This is a genomic window from Streptomyces sp. NPDC055189, from assembly GCF_053606765.1.
Window position 1 is genome coordinate 113,636 of record NZ_JBSGSG010000008.1, and the last position, 17,086, is coordinate 130,721.

Consider the following 17,086-nt stretch of genomic DNA (forward strand, 5'->3'; position numbering starts at 1 on the left):
CCCGCAGGCAAGGAAACAAACCGGAACCGCTCAAGCCAAACGCAGTACACCTCACAGAGTCCAGGGTTCGGGACTGCCCGCCACCAGCCGGTTACCGGCGGCAGAATGGGACCCATGCCCATACCCAGCCGTGCTGCCCTCGTCGACCACCTAGTCCGCTCCCGCATCGCCGGCGACGTCGCCACGCCCCGCGAGAACAACCTCAGCCACTACAGGAAGCTCGCGAACGGCGACCGCCACTACTGGCTGGGCCTGGAGCTCGGTGACCGCTGGACCGACGAGCAGGACGTCCTCGCGGTGATGGCCGAGCGGTGCGGCGTGATCGACGACGCGGAATTCCGGTACGGGCAGGACACCATCGACCCGGAGCTGACGGTCGACGCCCTGGAGCGGATGGCGGGCCGCCTGCGCAAGGCGGCGGCCGGCAAGGAGAGGGTCCTTTTCGCCACCGGCCACCCCGGAGGCCTGCTCGACGTGCACCGCGCGACGGCCGCCGCCCTGCGCGCGGCGGGCTGCGAGATCGTCGTCATCCCGGAGGGCCTCACCGCCGACGAGGGCATGGTCTTCCAGTTCGCGGACGTGGCGATGCTGGAGCGCGGCGCGACCCTGTGGCACACGCACTCCCCCGAGCCGATGAACGCGATCCTGGACGGCCTGGAGCGCGAGGGGCGCCCGCTGCCTGACCTGGTCGTCGCCGACCACGGGTGGGCCGGTCGGGCGGGCCAGCGCGGCCTCGACTCCATGGGGTACGCGGACTGCAACGACCCGGCGCTGTTCATCGGCGAGGCCGAGGGCACCCTCCAGGTGACGGTCCCGCTGGACGACCACGTCACGAGCCCGCGCTTCTACGACCCGATGACGGCCTACCTCCTGGACGCCGCGGGCCTCACGGCCACGGGTTGAGCCCTTCCTCGCGGCGCTGGGCGTACCCCGGCGTCGGGTCCAGATAGACCCGTCGTACGCCGGGAAACCGCTCCCGCACCCGCCGCTCGGCCTGTTCGCAGGCCCACTCGATCTGCGCCGCCGTCGAGGCGTCCCTGAAGTCGACCTTGGCGGCGACGAGCGCCTCGCGCGGCCCCTGGAGCAGCGTCGTCAGTTCGAGCACGGCCTCGACGTGCTCGGAGGCGAGGAGTTCGTCGCGGATCTCCTTGCGCATCGGTTTCGGCAGCGGGCGCCCGATGAGGAGCTGTGCGTTGCTGCGCCCGAGCACCCAGGCGACGTACAGGAGCAGCGCGCCGATGCAGAGCGAGGCCACGCCGTCCCACACGCCGGAGCCTGTGAGCTGGCCGCCGAGGAGTCCGAGGGCGGCAAGGACGAGTCCGGCCAGGGCGGCGGAATCCTCCAGGACGACGGCCTTCACGGCGGTGTCGGGCGTGTAGCGCAGGTAGCGTCCGAAGGACGCCCCGAAGCGCTCCGCCTCGCCACGGGCCTGTTTGACGCCGGTGCGCAGCGAATAGCCCTCCAGGAGGAAGGCGATGGCGAGCACGATGTACGAGATGAGCGGGTCGCCGAGCTCCTCGCCGGCCACCAGCGTGTGGATGCCGTCGTAGATCGAGAAGACGGCGCCGCCGACGAAGGTGGCGACGGCCGCGAGCATCGCCCAGATGTAGCGCTCGGGACCGTAGCCGAGCGGATGCTCCTCGTCGGCGGGCTTCTCGCTGCGTTTCAGGGCGGTGAGGAGCAGCAGTTCGGTGACGGTGTCGGCCAGGGAGTGCGCCGCTTCGGAGAGCATCGCGCTGGAGCCGCTGATGACACCGGCGACGGCCTTGGCGACGGCGATCCCGAGGTTGGCGACGGCGGCGACGATGACGGTGAAGGTGCTCTCGCCGCCGCCTCCGGGCGGTTCGGGCGGCCCGGTCCTGCTGCTGTCGACCTGCTCACTCATGTATCGGACGGTATGTCCGATCACCGGGGAACGCGAACGACACCTTCCTGGATCACCGTCACAGCGAGCTGTCCGTCCTGCGTCCAGATCCGCGCCTGGCCGAGGCCACGCCCGCCGGACGCCGACGGCGACTCCTGGTCGTACAGGAGCCATTCGTCGGCCTTGAAGGGGCGGTGGAACCACATCGCGTGGTCGAGCGAGGCGCCGACGACGTCACCGACCGCCCAGCCGCCTCGGCCGTGCGCGAGCAGCACCGAGTCCAGGAGCGTCATGTCGGAGACGTACGTGGCGAGGCAGACGTGCAGCAAGGAGTCGACGGTGTGGTTCGCGTACTCGTCGAGTTTGCCGTTCGTGCGGAACCACACCTGGGAGCGCGGCTCGCGCGGCTGCCCGACCGTGGCCCAGGGCGGCGCGTCCACGTAACGCAGGTCGACGGCCGCGCGGGCCTCGATCAGGCGGTCGGCCACGTGCTGCGGCAGATGGCGCGGCAGCATCTCGGCGGCGGTCGGGAGCGTCTCGGGGTCCGGCGCCGACGGCATCCCCGTCTGGTGCTCCAGGCCCTCCTCGTACGTCTGGAAGGACGCGGAGAGGTGGAATATCGGCTGCCCGTGCTGGACGGCGACGACCCGGCGCGTGGTGAAGGATCGGCCGTCGCGGATCCGGTCGACGGTGTAGACGATCGGCGCGCCCGGGTCCCCGGCACGCAGGAAGTACGCGTGCAGGGAGTGGGCGGGCCTGTCGGCGGGGACCGTGCGACCGGCCGCCACCAGCGCCTGGGCGGCCACCTGGCCGCCGAAGACGCGCGGGACGAGCGCCGAACGGCTCTCGCCCCGGAATATGTCCTCCTCGATCTGCTCGAGGTCGAGCAGATCGAGGAGTGACTCAAGTGCCTTGTTCATGAATCCAGTTCTACAGGGCGGTCTTTACGGGACCATGTCCTTGAAAGCCCATGTCCTTACAGGCTCATGTCCTTACAGGCCCATGTTCTTGGCGATGATCATCTTCATGACCTCGCTGGTGCCGCCGTAGATGCGGTTGACGCGGTTGTCCGCGTACAGGCGGGCGATGGGGTACTCGTTCATGAAGCCGTAGCCGCCGTGCAGCTGGAGGCACTTGTCGATGACGCGGTGCGCGACCTCCGTGTTGAAGAGCTTCGCGGAGGCGGCCTCGGCGGCGGTCAGCTCGCCCGCGTCCAGGGCCTCAAGGGCACGGTCGGCGACGGCCTCGGCGGCGTCCACCTCGGCCTGGCAGGCGGCGAGCTCGAACTTGGTGTTCTGGAAGGAGGCGACCGTCTTGCCGAAGACCGTGCGGTCCTGGACGTACTCCTTGGCGAACCGGACGGCGGCCTTGGCCTGCGCGTACGCGCCGTAGGCGATGCCCCAGCGCTCGGAGGGGAGGTTGCTGCCGAGGTAGTAGAAGCCCTTGTTCTCCTCGCCGAGGAGGTCCTCGACGGGGACCTTGACGTCGACGAACGCGAGCTCGGCGGTGTCGGAGGTCTTCAGGCCCAGCTTGTCGAGCTTGCGGCCGATGGAGTAGCCATCGGACTTGGTGTCGACGGCGAAGAGCGAGATGCCGTAGCGGCGGTCCTCGGCGGTGGGCGCGGAGGTGCGGGCGCACACGATCACGCGGTCGGCGTGCACGCCGCCGGTGATGAAGGTCTTGGAGCCGTTGAGGACGTAGTGCGTGCCGTCCTCGGAGAGCTTGGCCGTGGTCTTCATGCCCGCGAGGTCGGAGCCGGTGCCCGGCTCGGTCATCGCCAGGGCCCACATCTCCTCGGCGGAGACGAACTTCTCGAGGTAGCGCTTCTTCTGCTCGTCGGTGCCGAGCGCCTTGATGTAGGGCAGGGCGAGCAGTACGTGCACGCCGGAGCCGCCGAAGCTGACGCCCGCGCGGGCCGTCTCCTCGTACTGGATGGCCTCGAACTTGTGCGAGTCCATGCCCGCGCCGCCGAACTCCTCGGGGACGCTGATGCCGAAGAGACCGAGCTCGGCGAGCTTGTAGTAGAACTCGCGCGGCACCTGACCCGCGGCGAACCACTCCTCGTGGACCGGAACGACCTCGGCCTCGATGAAGGCGCGCAGGGTCTCCCGGAACGCCTCGTGGTCCTCATTGAAAACGGTACGGCGCACGGGGGAACTCCTTCGATACGACACCAGGCTCGACCAGACGCAACACGACTAAGCGCTTGCTCATATAAACGTTACCCGTCGGTCACCGGGCCGTCCAGAGAGAAGCCCTGTCGCTCCCGTCACGCCACGGCAGCCGCGAACGCCCCACGGGCGAGGCCGTGCAGCAGCTCGGCCATGGCCGTGCGACTGGGCAGCGCGTCGCGCCTGCTCAGGTGCGGCGTGGAGTTGAGCAGCCCGAAGACGGCGTGCACACAGACGCGGGCCTCGTTCTCGGCGAGGTCCGGATAGACCTTGCGCACGACGTCGACCCAGATCTCCACGTACTGCCGCTGGAGCTGGCGGACCAGCTTGCGGTCGGTGTCCCGCAGCCGGTCGAGCTCGCGGTCGTGGAGGGTGATCAGGGAGCGGTCGTTCAGGGCGAAGTCGATGTGCCCGTCGATCAGGGCGTCGAGCACCTGCTCCGGCGACCCGTCCGCGTCGGCCACGCACCGCTTGCCGCCGGTCAGGAGCTGTCCGCTGATGCCGACGAGCAGTTCGGCGAGCATCGCGTCCTTGCCCGCGAAGTGGCGGTAGAGGCCGGGCCCGCTGATGCCGACGGCGGCTCCTATCTCGTCCACTCCGACTCCGTGGAAGCCGCGCTCGGCGAAGAGCCGTGCGGCTTCTCTGAGGATTTGCTCGCGACGGGTGGGGGCGTCGGTTCTGGTGGCCATGGAATCAATTCTAGACAGGGCGGTTAGCGGTCGTTAACCTGAACGAAACGCGTTAACGCTCATTAACCGAGCAAGGGGGCTCGACTGATGCTGCAGGCACCGGTGCTGACGAGCGCGGCTGATCCCGCGTCCGAAGCATGGCGGACGAACGAGGCGGCGCACACCGCTCTCGTCGAAGACCTGCGGGCCAAGCTCGCGGCGGCCAGGCTCGGCGGCGGCGAGCGGGCCCGGGCCCGGCACGTCGCGCGCGGCAAGCTGCTGCCCCGCGACCGCGTGGACGGCGTACTCGACCCCGGCTCGCCCTTCCTGGAGTTGGCACCGCTCGCGGCCGACGGTCTGTACGGCGGGGACGCCCCGGCCGCCGGAGTCATCGCGGGGATCGGCCGGGTCTCCGGGCGCACCTGCGTGATCGTCGCCAATGACGCCACCGTCAAGGGCGGCACGTATTACCCCATGACGGTGAAGAAGCACCTGCGCGCCCAGGAGGTCGCGCTGGAGAACCGCCTGCCCTGCCTGTATCTGGTGGACTCGGGCGGCGCCTTCCTGCCCATGCAGGACGACGTCTTCCCGGACCGCGAGCACTTCGGGCGGATCTTCTACAACCAGGCGCGGATGTCCGGGGCGGGCGTCCCGCAGATCGCGGCCGTGCTCGGCTCGTGCACGGCCGGCGGGGCGTATGTCCCCGCGATGAGCGACGAAGCGGTGATCGTCCGCGGTCAGGGCACGATCTTCCTGGGCGGTCCGCCCCTGGTGAAGGCGGCGACCGGCGAGGTCGTGACGGCCGAGGAGCTGGGCGGCGGCGAGGTCCACTCGCGGGTCTCCGGAGTGACGGACCACCTCGCGGAGGACGACGCGCACGCGCTGCGGATCGTGCGAACGATCGTCTCCACGCTCCCGGAGCGCGGCGAACTCCCCTGGACCGTCCGCCCGGTCGAGGAGCCGAAGGTCGATCCGCTCGGGCTCTATGGAGCGGTGCCGACGGACTCCCGCACCCCCTATGACGTCCGCGAGGTCATCGCGCGCGTGGTCGACGGCTCCCGCTTCGCCGAGTTCAAGGCGGAGTACGGCACGACGCTGGTCACCGGCTTCGCCCACATCCACGGCCACCCGGTCGGCATCATCGCGAACAACGGCATCCTGTTCTCCGAGTCCGCCCAGAAGGGCGCGCACTTCATCGAGCTGTGCGACCAGCGCGGCATCCCCCTGGTCTTCCTGCAGAACATCTCCGGCTTCATGGTCGGCCGGGACTATGAGGCGGGCGGCATCGCCAAGCACGGCGCCAAGATGGTGACGGCGGTGGCCTGCACGCGCGTGCCGAAACTGACGGTCGTGATCGGCGGTTCGTACGGCGCGGGGAACTACTCCATGTGCGGCCGGGCCTACTCCCCCCGCTTCCTGTGGATGTGGCCGAACGCCAAGATCTCCGTGATGGGCGGCGAGCAGGCGGCCTCGGTCCTCGCGACCGTCAAGCGCGACCAGTTGGAGGCGCGGGGCGAGGAATGGTCGGAGGCGGACGAGCAGGCCTTCAAGGACCCGGTCCGCGCCCAGTACGAACAGCAGGGCAACGCGTACTACGCCACCGCCCGGCTGTGGGACGACGGCGTGATCGACCCCATGGAGACCCGGCAGGTCCTCGGCCTCGCCCTGACCGCGTGCGCCGAGGCCCCGCTGGGCGAGCCCGGCTTCGGCGTCTTCCGGATGTGAGGGGCGCCCGATGAGCGACATCCAGCAGGGGACCACCCCGGGGAGAGGGACGATGTTCGACACGGTTCTGGTCGCCAACAGGGGCGAGATCGCGGTCCGCGTGATCCGGACGCTGCGGGCGCTCGGCGTGCGCTCGGTCGCCGTGTTCAGCGACGCGGACGCGGACGCCCGGCATGTGCGGGAGGCGGACACGGCCGTGCGCATCGGTCCGCCTCCGGCCTCGGAGAGCTATCTGTCGGCCGAGCGGCTGCTCGACGCCGCGGCCCGCAGCGGCGCTCAGGCGGTCCACCCGGGGTACGGCTTCCTCGCGGAGAACGCCGAGTTCGCGCAGGCCTGCACGGACGCGGGCCTGGTCTTCATCGGGCCGCCCGCATCGGCGATCGACCTGATGGGCGACAAGATCCGCGCCAAGGAGACGGTCCAGGCGGCCGGGGTCCCGGTGGTCCCCGGCTCGTCGGGCAGCGGCCTGACCGACGCCCAACTGGCCGACGCGGCCCGGCAGATCGGCATGCCGGTACTGCTCAAGCCGTCGGCGGGCGGCGGCGGCAAGGGCATGCGGCTCGTGCGGGACGCCGACCTGCTCGCGGACGAGATCGCCGCCGCACGCCGCGAGGCGCGCTCCTCCTTCGGGGACGACACGCTGCTCGTGGAGCGGTGGATCGACCGGCCCCGGCACATCGAGATCCAGGTCCTCGCGGACGGCCACGGAAACGTGATCCACCTCGGCGAGCGCGAGTGTTCGCTCCAGCGTCGCCACCAGAAGATCATCGAGGAGGCCCCCAGCGTCCTGCTCGACGAGGCCACGCGCGCGTCGATGGGCGAGGCGGCGGTCCAGGCGGCACGCTCCTGCGGGTATGCGGGCGCGGGCACGGTGGAGTTCATCGTGCCGGGCAAGGACCCGTCCTCGTACTACTTCATGGAGATGAACACCCGCCTCCAGGTGGAACACCCGGTGACGGAGCTGATCACCGGCGTCGACCTGGTGGAGTGGCAGCTGCGGGTCGCCGCCGGGGAGGAACTGCCGTACGGACAGGAGGACATCACGCTCACCGGGCACGCGATCGAGGCCCGAGTCTGCGCCGAGGACCCTTCGCGCGGTTTCCTGCCGTCCGGCGGCACCGTCCTCGCCCTGCACGAACCGCAGGGCGACGGCGTGCGCACCGACTCCGGGCTGAGCGAGGGCACGGAGATCGGGAGTCTGTACGACCCGATGCTCTCGAAGGTCATCGCGTACGGCCCCGACCGCCCCACCGCCCTGCGCAAGCTGCGGGCGGCGCTCGCGGACACGGTGACGCTCGGGGTGCCGACGAACGCCGGTTTCCTGCGCAGGCTGCTCGCGCACCCGGCCGTGACGGCGGGCGAGCTGGACACCGGCCTCGTGGAGCGCGAGGCGGAGAGCCTCGTCCCCCGGGGCGTGCCCGACGAGGTGTACGAAGCAGCGGCGGCCGTGCGCGCCGCCGCCCTGGAGCCCACCGGCGACGGCTGGCGCGACCCCTTCTCGGTCCCGCGCGGCTGGCGCCTGGGCGGCACCCCGGCCCCGCTGACGCACCACCTCCGGGTGCCGGGACACGAGCCCGTCGCGCACGTCGCGGGCGAGGGCCCGCGCACCGTGGAGCCCGGCCGCGTCACGGTCCACGTGGACGGCCTCACCCACACCTTCCACCGCGCCGCGCACTGGCTCGGCAGGGACGGCGACGCCTGGCACGTCCAGGACCACGACCCGGTGGCGGCAGGCCTCACCGGTGCCGCCCACGCCGGGGCCGACGCCCTGACCGCCCCCATGCCCGGCACCGTCACGGTCGTCAAGGTGTCCACCGGCGATCACGTGAGCCAGGGGCAGAGCCTCCTGGTGGTGGAGGCCATGAAGATGGAGCACGTCATCTCCGCCCCGCACGCGGGCACCGTCAGCGAACTCGACGTCACACCGGGCGCGACCGTCGCCATGGACCAGATCCTGGCCGTGGTGATCCCGGACGACACGGAGGAGGAGAAATGACGCTCCCCATGACCGTCCCGGCCCGGGACCTCCCGCCCCGCGTCCGCATCTATGAAGTGGGCGCACGGGACGGCCTGCAGAACGAGAAGACGGTCGTCCCCACGGAGATCAAGGCGGAGTTCATCCGCCGCCTCGCCGCCGCGGGCCTCACGACCGTCGAGGCGACCAGCTTCGTGCACCCCAAGTGGGTGCCCCAACTGGCCGACTCGGAGCAGCTGTTCCCGCTCGTGCAGGACCTCGAACGGGACGCGGCGGCCCAGCTCCCCGTCCTCGTGCCGAACGACCGCGGCCTGGACCGCGCCCTGGCGCTCGGCGCCCGCAACGTCGCCGTCTTCGTCAGCGCCACGGAGTCCTTCGCCAAGGCCAACCTCAACCGCACGCTGGCCGAGGCCCTCGCGATGTCGGAGCCGGTAGTGGCGCGCGCACGCGAGCAGAAGGTGCACGTGCGGGGCTATCTCTCGATGTGCTTCGGCGACCCGTGGGAGGGCCCGGTGCCCATCGCGCAGGTGGTCCGCACCGCGAAGGCCCTGATGGACATGGGCTGCGACGAGCTGAGCCTCGGCGACACCATCGGCGTCGCCACACCGGGCCACGTCCTTTCCCTGCTCGCCGGGTTGAACGAAGAGGGCGTGCCGACGGACCGCATCGGCGTGCACTTCCACGACACGTACGGCCAGGCGCTCTCCAACACCCTCGCCGCCCTCCAGCACGGCGTGCGGACGGTCGACGCGTCGGCGGGCGGCCTCGGCGGCTGTCCGTACGCGAAGAGCGCCACCGGCAACCTCGCCACCGAAGACCTCGTATGGATGCTCGACGGCCTCGGCATCGAGACCGGCGTCGATCTCGGCCGCCTCACCGCCACCAGCGCGTGGATGGCCGAACAACTGGGCCGACCCAGCCCGTCCCGCACCGTCCGTGCCCTGACGGGCACCTCCCACCAGGAGCAGTGAAGAACGATGGACCACCGTCTGTCCCCCGAGCACGAGGAACTGCGCCGCACCGTCGAGGCGTTCGCGCACGACGTCGTCGCCCCCAAGATCGGCGACCTGTACGAGCGCCACGAGTTCCCGTACGAGATCGTGCGCGAGATGGGCCGCATGGGCCTGTTCGGCCTCCCCTTCCCCGAGGAGTACGGAGGCATGGGCGGCGACTATCTCGCCCTCGGCATCGCGCTCGAAGAGCTGGCGCGGGTCGACTCCTCCGTGGCGATCACCCTGGAGGCGGGCGTCTCGCTCGGCGCCATGCCGATCCACCTCTTCGGCACGGACGAGCAGAAGCGCGAGTGGCTGCCCCGGCTCTGTTCCGGTGAACTCCTCGGCGCCTTCGGCCTGACCGAGCCGGACGGCGGCTCGGACGCGGGCGGCACGCGTACGACCGCGGTGCGAGACGGCGACGAGTGGGTGATCAACGGCTCCAAGTGCTTCATCACGAACTCCGGCACGGACATCACCGGTCTGGTCACGGTCACCGCCGTCACCGGCCGCAAGGCGGACGGCCGTCCGCTCATCTCCTCGATCATCGTGCCGTCCGGGACGCCCGGCTTCACGGTCGCGGCGCCGTACTCGAAGGTCGGCTGGAACGCCTCGGACACCCGCGAGCTCGCCTTCTCGGACGTGCGGGTCCCGGCCGCGAACCTCCTTGGCGAAGAGGGCCGCGGATATGCCCAGTTCCTCCGGATTCTCGACGAGGGCCGGGTCGCCATCTCCGCGCTCGCGACGGGCCTCGCGCAGGGCTGCGTCGACGAATCGGTGAAGTACGCCAAGGAGCGGCACGCCTTCGGCAAGCCGATCGGGGCGAACCAGGCGATCCAGTTCAAGATCGCCGACATGGAGACGCGGGCGCACATGGCGCGGGTCGGCTGGCGGGACGCGGCGTCACGCCTCGTCGGCGGGGAGCCCTTCAAGAAGGAGGCGGCGATCGCGAAGCTCTACTCCTCCACGGTCGCCGTCGACAACGCCCGCGAGGCCACACAGATCCACGGCGGGTACGGCTTCATGAACGAGTATCCGGTGGCACGCATGTGGCGGGACTCCAAGATCCTGGAGATCGGCGAGGGCACCAGCGAGGTGCAGCGCATGCTGATCGCCAGGGAGCTGGGCTTCGCGGGATAGCCGGGCTTGGCAGGACGGGAGCGGGCTCGGCTGCACGGGGTGGGCGGGCTGCCCCTTCGCGGGACGGGCGGGCTCCCGGGATGACCCGGACAACCGCCGGATAACCATTCCCGCACCGGGGAAGGCGACCGCGAACGGCCACTGGACTTCCGCTTAGGTTAGGTTAGCCTAAGCGCTGATTCCGGCCAGTGGCCGCTCGCCACCGTCCTCACGAAAGCAGAGACCTCATGCCGAACGCCCGCTTCCCCCAGCCCTCCCGCCGCGGCATCCTCGCCGCCGGCGGCGCCCTCGGCCTCACGGCCCTGCTGGCAGCCTGCGGCGACGAGAAGAAGGACGGCTCCGGCGCGGCGGACTCCGGCGACTCCGGCCCCTGGAGCTTCAAGGACGACCGGGGCACGACCGCCAAGAGCAAGGGCACCCCGAAGAACATCGTCGCCTTCACCGGTGTCGCCGCCGCCCTCTTCGACTACGGAGTAGAGGTCAAGGGCGTCTTCGGCCCGACGAAGACCAAGGACGGCAAGGCGGACGTCCAGGCCGGCGACATGGACATCAGCAAGCTGACGATCATCGGCAACGAATGGGGTCAGTTCAACATCGAGAAGTACGCGGGCCTCGCCCCCGACCTCCTCGTCTCTACGATGTTCGACGACGCCGGCACCCTCTGGTACGTGCCTGAGGAGAGCAAGGACAAGATCCTCAAGCTCGCCCCGAGCGCCGGCATCTCCGTCTACGACCGCCAGATGACCCAGCCCCTCCAGCGCCTGCTCGCGCTCGCCGAGTCGCTCGGCGCCGACGTGAAGGCCGAGAAGGTCGTCAAGGCGAAGAAGCGCTTCGAGGACGCCGCCGAGCGGCTGCGCAAGGTCGCCAAGGCGAACAAGGACATCAAGGTCATGGTCGGTTCGGCCAGCCAGGACATCTTCTACGTCTCCGGGACGAACCTCTCCGCCGACCTGGAGTACTTCAAGTCCCTCGGCGTGAACTTCGTCGAGCCCTCCGAGGCCTCCAAGAAGGAGAGCGGCGGCTGGTTCGAGAACCTGAGCTGGGAGAACGTCAACAAGCACGGCGCGGACGTCATCATGATGGACAACCGCACCTCCGCCCTGCAGCCCGACGCCCTGGACAAGGCCAAGCCGACCTGGGCGAAGCTCCCCGCGGTCAAGGCCGGGCAGGTCATCCCGCGCGTCACCGAGCCCATCTACTCGTACGACAAGTGCGCGCCGATCCTCGAGGACCTCGCCGACGCGATCGAGAAGGCCAAGAAGGTCAGCTGACCCGGGCCCCGAAGGCACCCGCACGGCAACCCTCACTGAAGGCACCGCACCACAGCCCTCTCCGCATTCCGGAGAGGGCTGTTCCGTTTTCCTGCCTCTTGGTGACCAAGGGGACCCCCTGGGTTTAAGGAGGGGGGCAGTTAGGTTAGGCTTACCTCACTTCCCCCAAGTCCCCTCACCCAGAGGAAGTTCATGCGCTCGCACCTGCTCAACGACACCACCGCGGAGCGTTACCGCAGCTCCGTGACCGAAGGAGTCGAGCGGGTGGCGGCCAGAATCGCCACCACCTCACGCCCTTTCACCGGCGTCTCCGTCGACGACCTCGCGCCCCGCATCGAGGCCGTCGACCTGGACGAGCCCCTGCACGACACCATCGCCGCCCTGGACGAGCTCGACGAGCTCTACCTGCGCGACGCCGTGTACTTCCACCATCCCCGCTATCTCGCTCACCTCAACTGCCCGGTCGTCATTCCGGCCGTGCTCGGCGAGGCAGTGCTCTCCGCGGTCAACTCTTCCCTCGACACCTGGGATCAATCCGCGGGCGGCACACTGATCGAGCGCCGTCTCATCGACTGGACCGCCCAACGCATCGGGCTCGGCCCGGCCGCCGACGGCGTGTTCACCAGCGGCGGCTCGCAGTCCAACCTCCAGGCCATGCTGCTCGCCCGCGAGGAGGCCGCCAAGGCGGGAAAGCCGGCCTCCGAGCTGCGCATCTTCGCCTCCGAGGTCGGCCACTTCAGCATCCAGAAGGCCGCGACGCTGCTCGGCCTCGGCGAGGACGCCGTGATCGTCATCCCCACCGATCACAACAAGCGCATGCAGACCGTGGCACTCGCCCGCGAGCTGGAGCGCTGCCGCGACAACGACCTCACCCCCATGGCGGTCGTCGCCACGGCGGGCACCACCGACTTCGGCTCCATCGACCCGCTCCCCGAGATCGCCGAACTCTGCGAGCAGTACGGCACCTGGATGCACGTGGACGCGGCGTACGGCTGCGGGCTGCTCGCCTCGCTCAAGAACCGGCACCTCATCGACGGCATCGACCGCGCCGACTCCGTGACCGTCGACTACCACAAGTCCTTCTTCCAGCCGGTGAGCTCCTCCGCCGTCCTGGTCCGGGACCGGACGACGCTGAGCCACGCGACCTACCACGCGGAGTACCTCAACCCGCGCCGCATGGTGCAGGAACGTATCCCCAACCAGGTCGACAAGTCCCTCCAGACGACCCGGCGCTTCGACGCCCTCAAGCTGTGGATGACGCTGCGGGTGATGGGCGCCGACGCCATCGGCGAGCTCTTCGACTCCGTGTGCGACATGGCGGACGAGGGCTGGGCGCTGCTCGCCGCCGACCCGCGCTACGACGTCGTCGTGGAGCCCCAGCTCTCCACGCTCGTCTTCCGCTACATCCCCGAGTCGATCTGCGACCCGACCGCCATCGACCGCGCCAACCTCTACGCCCGCAAGGCGCTGTTCGCCTCCGGTGACGCCGTCGTCGCGGGCACCAAGGTCGGCGAACGCCAGTACCTCAAGTTCACCCTGCTCAACCCCGAGACCACGGTCGCCGACATCACGGCCGTCCTCGATCTGATCGCCGGCCACGCCGAGCAGTACCTGGGAGAGACCCTTGACCGCGCTTCCTGATCACCGAGAACCACTGGAATCAGCGGGACCGGTGGAACCGCTGGACTTCATCGGTATCGGCCTTGGCCCCTTCAACCTCGGCCTCGCCTGTCTGACCGAACCCATAGCCGAGCTGAACGGCCTCTTCCTGGAGTCCAAGCCGGACTTCGAGTGGCACTCGGGCATGTTCCTGGAGGGCGCTCACCTCCAGACCCCGTTCATGTCGGACCTCGTCACGCTCGCCGACCCGACGTCCCCCTACTCCTTCCTCAACTACCTGAAGGAAGCGGGGCGCCTGTACTCGTTCTACATACGCGAGAACTTCTATCCGCTGCGCACCGAGTACAACGACTACTGCCGCTGGGCAGCCGCGAAACTCTCCTCGATCCGCTTCAGCACGACGGTGACCGAGGTGACGTACGCCGACGACCTGTACGTCGTCCACACCTCCACCGGCGACACCCTGCGCGCCCGCCACCTCGTCCTGGGGACCGGCACCCCGCCGCACATCCCCGAGGCGTGCGCGGACCTCGGCGGCGACTTCATCCACAACTCCCGCTATCTGCAGAGCAAGGCGGAGCTCCAGCAGAAGGAGTCGATCACGCTCGTCGGCAGCGGCCAGTCCGCCGCCGAGATCTACTACGACCTCCTGAGCGAGATCGACGTCCACGGCTACAAGCTCAACTGGGTCACGCGCTCCCCGCGCTTCTTCCCCCTGGAGTACACGAAGCTGACCCTGGAGATGACCTCTCCGGAGTACGTCGACTACTTCCACGCGCTGCCGGAAGCGACCCGCTACCGCCTCCAGGACCAGCAGAAGACGCTCTTCAAGGGCATCGACGGCGACCTGATCAACGACATCTTCGACCTGCTCTACCAGAAGAACCTCGGCGGCCCGGTGCCGACGCGCCTTCTCACCAACTCCTCGCTGCAGAGCGCGCGTCACGAGAACGGCACCTACACCCTGGGCCTGCGCCAGGACGAGCAGGGCAAGGACTTCGAGCTGGAGTCCGAGGGCCTGGTCCTGGCCACCGGCTACCAGTACGCCACGCCCGACTTCCTGGAGCCGGTGCGCGACCGCATCCGCTGGGACGGCCGCGGCCGCTTCGAGGTCGCCCGCAACTACTCGATCGACACCACGGGGCGCGGCATCTTCCTGCAGAACGGTGCCGTGCACAGCCACTCGCTGACCAGCCCCGACCTGGGCATGGGCCCCTACCGCAACGCGTACATCATCGGTGAGCTGCTCGGCGCGGAGTACTACCCCGTCGAGAAGTCCATCGCGTTCCAGGAGTTCTCCGTATGACCACCGCCCCGGAGCTGACCCTCCGCCCCCTCGACCCGATGAAGGACGCCGAACTCCTGCACGGCTGGGTCACCCACCCCAAAGCCTCGTTCTGGATGATGCAGGAGGCCACGCTCCCGGACGTCGAGCGCGAGTACATGGCGATCGCCGCCCACGAGCACCACGACGCCTTCATCGGCCTGCACGACGGCGTTCCCGCCTTCCTGATGGAGCGCTACGACCCCAGATACGTCGAACTGGTCGGGCTCTACGACCCCGAGCCCGGTGACGTGGGCATGCACTTCCTCACCGCGCCGTCCGACGTGCGCATCCCCGGCTTCACCCGGGACGTGATCACCAAGGTCATGGCGACGCTCTTCGCCGACCCGGCGACCGCCCGCGTGGTGGTCGAGCCCGACATCGACAACACGGCCGTGCACGCCCTCAACGAGGCCGTCGGGTTCCGCGCGTCCCAAGTCATCCAGAAGCCGGAGAAAAGAGCTCTGCTGAGCTTCTGCACCCGCGACCAGTTCGAAACAGCAGTACGCGAAAGGGAATCGGCGATATGACCCTGTCCGACGCAACGGCGCACCTCTCCCCCGAGCGCTGGGAGCAGGCCAACCGCCTCCTCATCCGCAAAGCCATCGCGGAGTTCTCCCACGAGCGACTCTTCACCCCGGAGCCACTGGGCGACGACAAATACGTCATCCGCAGCGACGACGCCCTGACCCGCTACCGCTTCACCGCCAAGCGCCTGCGCCTGGACCACTGGCAGGTCGACGCCGACTCCATATCGCGGCACCGCGACGGCACCGAACTCCCGCTGAACGCCCTCGACTTCTTCATCGAGCTGCGCACGGCACTGGGCCTGAGCGACGAGATCCTGCCGGTCTACCTGGAGGAGATCTCCTCCACCCTCTCCGGCACCTGCTACAAACTGACCAAGCCCGCGATCCCGGCCGCCGAGCTCTCCCGCTCCGGTTTCCAGGAGATCGAGACCGGCATGACCGAGGGCCACCCGTGCTTCGTCGCCAACAACGGCCGGCTCGGCTTCGGCGTGCACGAGTACCTCTCGTACGCTCCCGAGACCGCGAGCGCCGTACGCCTGGTGTGGCTGGCCGCGCGCAAGGAGCGGGCCGCGTTCACCGCGGGCGCCGGCATCGACTACGAGTCGTTCCTGCGGGCCGAGCTCGGCCAGGAGACCCTGGACCGCTTCGACCGCAAACTCCGTGACCAGGGCCTGGACCCCGAGGACTACCTGCTGATCCCGGCCCACCCCTGGCAGTGGTGGAACAAGCTGTCGGTGACCTTCGCGGCCGAGGTCGCCCAACGGCACCTGGTCTGCCTGGGCGAGGGTGACGACGAGTACCTGGCCCAGCAGTCGATCCGTACGTTCTTCAACAAGAGCGACCCGGCCAAGCACTACGTCAAAACGGCCCTGTCGGTCATCAACATGGGCTTCATGCGCGGGCTCTCGGCCGCGTACATGGAGGCGACCCCGGCGATCAACGACTGGCTCGCGGGCCTCATCGACGGCGACGAGACCCTGAAGTCGACCGGCCTCACGATCATCCGCGAGCGCGCGGCCGTCGGCTATCGCCACCTGGAGTACGAGGCCGCGACCGACCGCTACTCCCCGTACCGCAAAATGCTCGCGGCCCTGTGGCGCGAGAGCCCTGTCCCGTCCCTCGGGGAGGGCGAGCAGCTGGCCACGATGGCCTCGCTGTTGCACACCGACCTTGAGGGCGCGTCCTTCGCGGGCGCCCTCATCGAGCGCTCGGGCCTCACCCCCGCCGAGTGGCTGCGCGGCTATCTGCACGCCTACCTGACGCCGCTCCTGCACAGCTTCTACATGTACGACCTCGTCTACATGCCGCACGGCGAGAACGTCATCCTGGTCCTGAAGGACGGCGTCGTACAGCGGGCGATCTTCAAGGACATCGCCGAGGAGATCGCGGTCATGGACCCGGACGCGGTGCTTCCGCCCGCGGTCGAGCGGCTGCGGGTCGAGGTCCCCGACGACCAGAAACTCCTGTCGATCTTCACGGACGTCTTCGACTGCTTCTTGCGCTTCCTGTCGGCGAACCTCGTCACCGAGGGCCTGGTCGACGAGGAGACGTTCTGGGGTGCCGTCGCCGAATGCGTCACGTCGTACCAGGAGGCCACGCCCCAACTGGCCGACAAGTTCAAGCAGTACGACATGTTCGCCCCCGAGTTCGCCCGGTCCTGCCTGAACCGGCTCCAGCTGCGGGACAACGAACAGATGGTGGACCTCGCCGATCCGGCGGGCGCGCTGCAGCTGGTCGGGACGCTGAAGAACCCGATCGCGTAAGCACACCCCCATAAGCCGAGTGGGGCTCCCGGGACGGTCCCCG

General features: G+C 69.3%; 14 protein-coding genes. 10 read left to right on the forward strand and 4 right to left on the reverse strand.

From position 1 onward, the window contains the following. The first annotated feature begins 105 nt into the window (after positions 1–105). Entirely contained in the window at positions 106–903 is a 798-nt protein-coding gene (locus tag ACWFR3_RS08600) for a phosphatase (protein WP_453733820.1), read from the forward strand. Here the strand turns inward: ACWFR3_RS08600 and ACWFR3_RS08605 are convergent. The 4 genes from ACWFR3_RS08605 to ACWFR3_RS08620 form a co-directional block, all read right to left on the reverse strand. After that, positions 887–1,885 carry a cation diffusion facilitator family transporter gene (locus ACWFR3_RS08605; RefSeq protein WP_453733821.1) on the reverse strand — a complete coding sequence of 333 codons (999 nt, stop codon included), beginning with the start codon at positions 1,883–1,885 and terminating at the stop codon, positions 887–889. The two genes, ACWFR3_RS08600 and ACWFR3_RS08605, sit on opposite strands and share 17 nt — an antisense overlap. Positions 1,886–1,905: 20 nt before the next feature. After that, positions 1,906–2,784, reverse strand: a complete 879-nt coding sequence (locus tag ACWFR3_RS08610; protein WP_453733822.1) for an acyl-CoA thioesterase — start codon at positions 2,782–2,784, stop codon at positions 1,906–1,908. 72 nt (positions 2,785–2,856) lie between these two features. Further along, positions 2,857–4,014, reverse strand: a complete 1,158-nt coding sequence (locus tag ACWFR3_RS08615; protein WP_453733823.1) for an acyl-CoA dehydrogenase family protein — start codon at positions 4,012–4,014, stop codon at positions 2,857–2,859. A 119-nt stretch (positions 4,015–4,133) separates the two neighbouring features. Next, on the reverse strand, positions 4,134–4,724 hold the full coding sequence (locus tag ACWFR3_RS08620; protein WP_453733824.1) for an SACE_7040 family transcriptional regulator: 591 nt from the start codon (positions 4,722–4,724) through the stop codon (positions 4,134–4,136). A gap of 87 nt (positions 4,725–4,811) precedes the next feature. On the opposite strand from ACWFR3_RS08620, the gene ACWFR3_RS08625 reads away from it, so the two are divergent. The 9 genes from ACWFR3_RS08625 to ACWFR3_RS08665 all read left to right on the forward strand — a co-directional run bounded on the left by ACWFR3_RS08625 (position 4,812) and on the right by ACWFR3_RS08665 (position 17,043). After that, on the forward strand, positions 4,812–6,428 hold the full coding sequence (locus ACWFR3_RS08625) for a carboxyl transferase domain-containing protein (protein ID WP_453733825.1): 1,617 nt from the start codon (positions 4,812–4,814) through the stop codon (positions 6,426–6,428). Positions 6,429–6,480: 52 nt separating this feature from the next. Then, positions 6,481–8,424 carry an acetyl-CoA carboxylase biotin carboxylase subunit gene (locus ACWFR3_RS08630; protein WP_453733886.1) on the forward strand — a complete coding sequence of 648 codons (1,944 nt, stop codon included), beginning with the start codon at positions 6,481–6,483 and terminating at the stop codon, positions 8,422–8,424. Beyond that, positions 8,421–9,374, forward strand: a complete 954-nt coding sequence (locus tag ACWFR3_RS08635; protein ID WP_453733826.1) for a hydroxymethylglutaryl-CoA lyase — start codon at positions 8,421–8,423, stop codon at positions 9,372–9,374. Before ACWFR3_RS08630 ends, ACWFR3_RS08635 begins: the two co-directional genes overlap by 4 nt. Before the next feature lie 6 nt (positions 9,375–9,380). Further along, the gene (locus ACWFR3_RS08640) at positions 9,381–10,535 is read left to right on the forward strand and encodes an acyl-CoA dehydrogenase family protein (protein ID WP_383277534.1); all 1,155 of its coding nucleotides are present in this window, start codon (positions 9,381–9,383) and stop codon (positions 10,533–10,535) included. A gap of 227 nt (positions 10,536–10,762) precedes the next feature. After that, positions 10,763–11,806, forward strand: coding sequence for an ABC transporter substrate-binding protein (locus tag ACWFR3_RS08645; RefSeq protein ID WP_453733827.1), 1,044 nt, complete (start codon positions 10,763–10,765; stop codon positions 11,804–11,806). 192 nt (positions 11,807–11,998) lie between these two features. After that, positions 11,999–13,447, forward strand: a complete 1,449-nt coding sequence (locus ACWFR3_RS08650) for a pyridoxal phosphate-dependent decarboxylase family protein (RefSeq protein ID WP_453733828.1) — start codon at positions 11,999–12,001, stop codon at positions 13,445–13,447. After that, positions 13,431–14,732 carry a lysine N(6)-hydroxylase/L-ornithine N(5)-oxygenase family protein gene (locus ACWFR3_RS08655; protein ID WP_453733829.1) on the forward strand — a complete coding sequence of 434 codons (1,302 nt, stop codon included), beginning with the start codon at positions 13,431–13,433 and terminating at the stop codon, positions 14,730–14,732. The genes ACWFR3_RS08650 and ACWFR3_RS08655 overlap by 17 nt, the downstream gene beginning before the upstream one ends. Beyond that, complete coding sequence (locus ACWFR3_RS08660) at positions 14,729–15,280, forward strand: GNAT family N-acetyltransferase (RefSeq protein ID WP_453733830.1); 552 nt, start codon at positions 14,729–14,731, stop codon at positions 15,278–15,280. The genes ACWFR3_RS08655 and ACWFR3_RS08660 overlap by 4 nt, the downstream gene beginning before the upstream one ends. Beyond that, a complete protein-coding gene (locus tag ACWFR3_RS08665) occupies positions 15,277–17,043 on the forward strand; it encodes an IucA/IucC family protein (protein ID WP_453733831.1) in 1,767 nt (588 codons plus the stop codon). Before ACWFR3_RS08660 ends, ACWFR3_RS08665 begins: the two co-directional genes overlap by 4 nt. The last annotated feature ends 43 nt before the right edge of the window (positions 17,044–17,086 follow it).

What these genes read in the sequence shown, in the direction of transcription:
- ACWFR3_RS08640 (WP_383277534.1), top strand. Translation starts at nt 9,381, where the DNA reads ATGGACCACCGTCTGTCCCCCGAGCACGAGGAACTGCGCCGCACCGTC.
- ACWFR3_RS08605 (WP_453733821.1), bottom strand. Translation starts at nt 1,885, where the DNA reads ATGAGTGAGCAGGTCGACAGCAGCAGGACCGGGCCGCCCGAACCGCCC.
- ACWFR3_RS08645 (WP_453733827.1), top strand. Translation starts at nt 10,763, where the DNA reads ATGCCGAACGCCCGCTTCCCCCAGCCCTCCCGCCGCGGCATCCTCGCC.
- ACWFR3_RS08620 (WP_453733824.1), bottom strand. Translation starts at nt 4,724, where the DNA reads ATGGCCACCAGAACCGACGCCCCCACCCGTCGCGAGCAAATCCTCAGA.
- ACWFR3_RS08600 (WP_453733820.1), top strand. Translation starts at nt 106, where the DNA reads ATGGGACCCATGCCCATACCCAGCCGTGCTGCCCTCGTCGACCACCTA.
- ACWFR3_RS08625 (WP_453733825.1), top strand. Translation starts at nt 4,812, where the DNA reads ATGCTGCAGGCACCGGTGCTGACGAGCGCGGCTGATCCCGCGTCCGAA.
- ACWFR3_RS08635 (WP_453733826.1), top strand. Translation starts at nt 8,421, where the DNA reads ATGACGCTCCCCATGACCGTCCCGGCCCGGGACCTCCCGCCCCGCGTC.
- ACWFR3_RS08665 (WP_453733831.1), top strand. Translation starts at nt 15,277, where the DNA reads ATGACCCTGTCCGACGCAACGGCGCACCTCTCCCCCGAGCGCTGGGAG.
- ACWFR3_RS08610 (WP_453733822.1), bottom strand. Translation starts at nt 2,784, where the DNA reads ATGAACAAGGCACTTGAGTCACTCCTCGATCTGCTCGACCTCGAGCAG.
- ACWFR3_RS08660 (WP_453733830.1), top strand. Translation starts at nt 14,729, where the DNA reads ATGACCACCGCCCCGGAGCTGACCCTCCGCCCCCTCGACCCGATGAAG.
- ACWFR3_RS08650 (WP_453733828.1), top strand. Translation starts at nt 11,999, where the DNA reads ATGCGCTCGCACCTGCTCAACGACACCACCGCGGAGCGTTACCGCAGC.
- ACWFR3_RS08630 (WP_453733886.1), top strand. Translation starts at nt 6,481, where the DNA reads ATGTTCGACACGGTTCTGGTCGCCAACAGGGGCGAGATCGCGGTCCGC.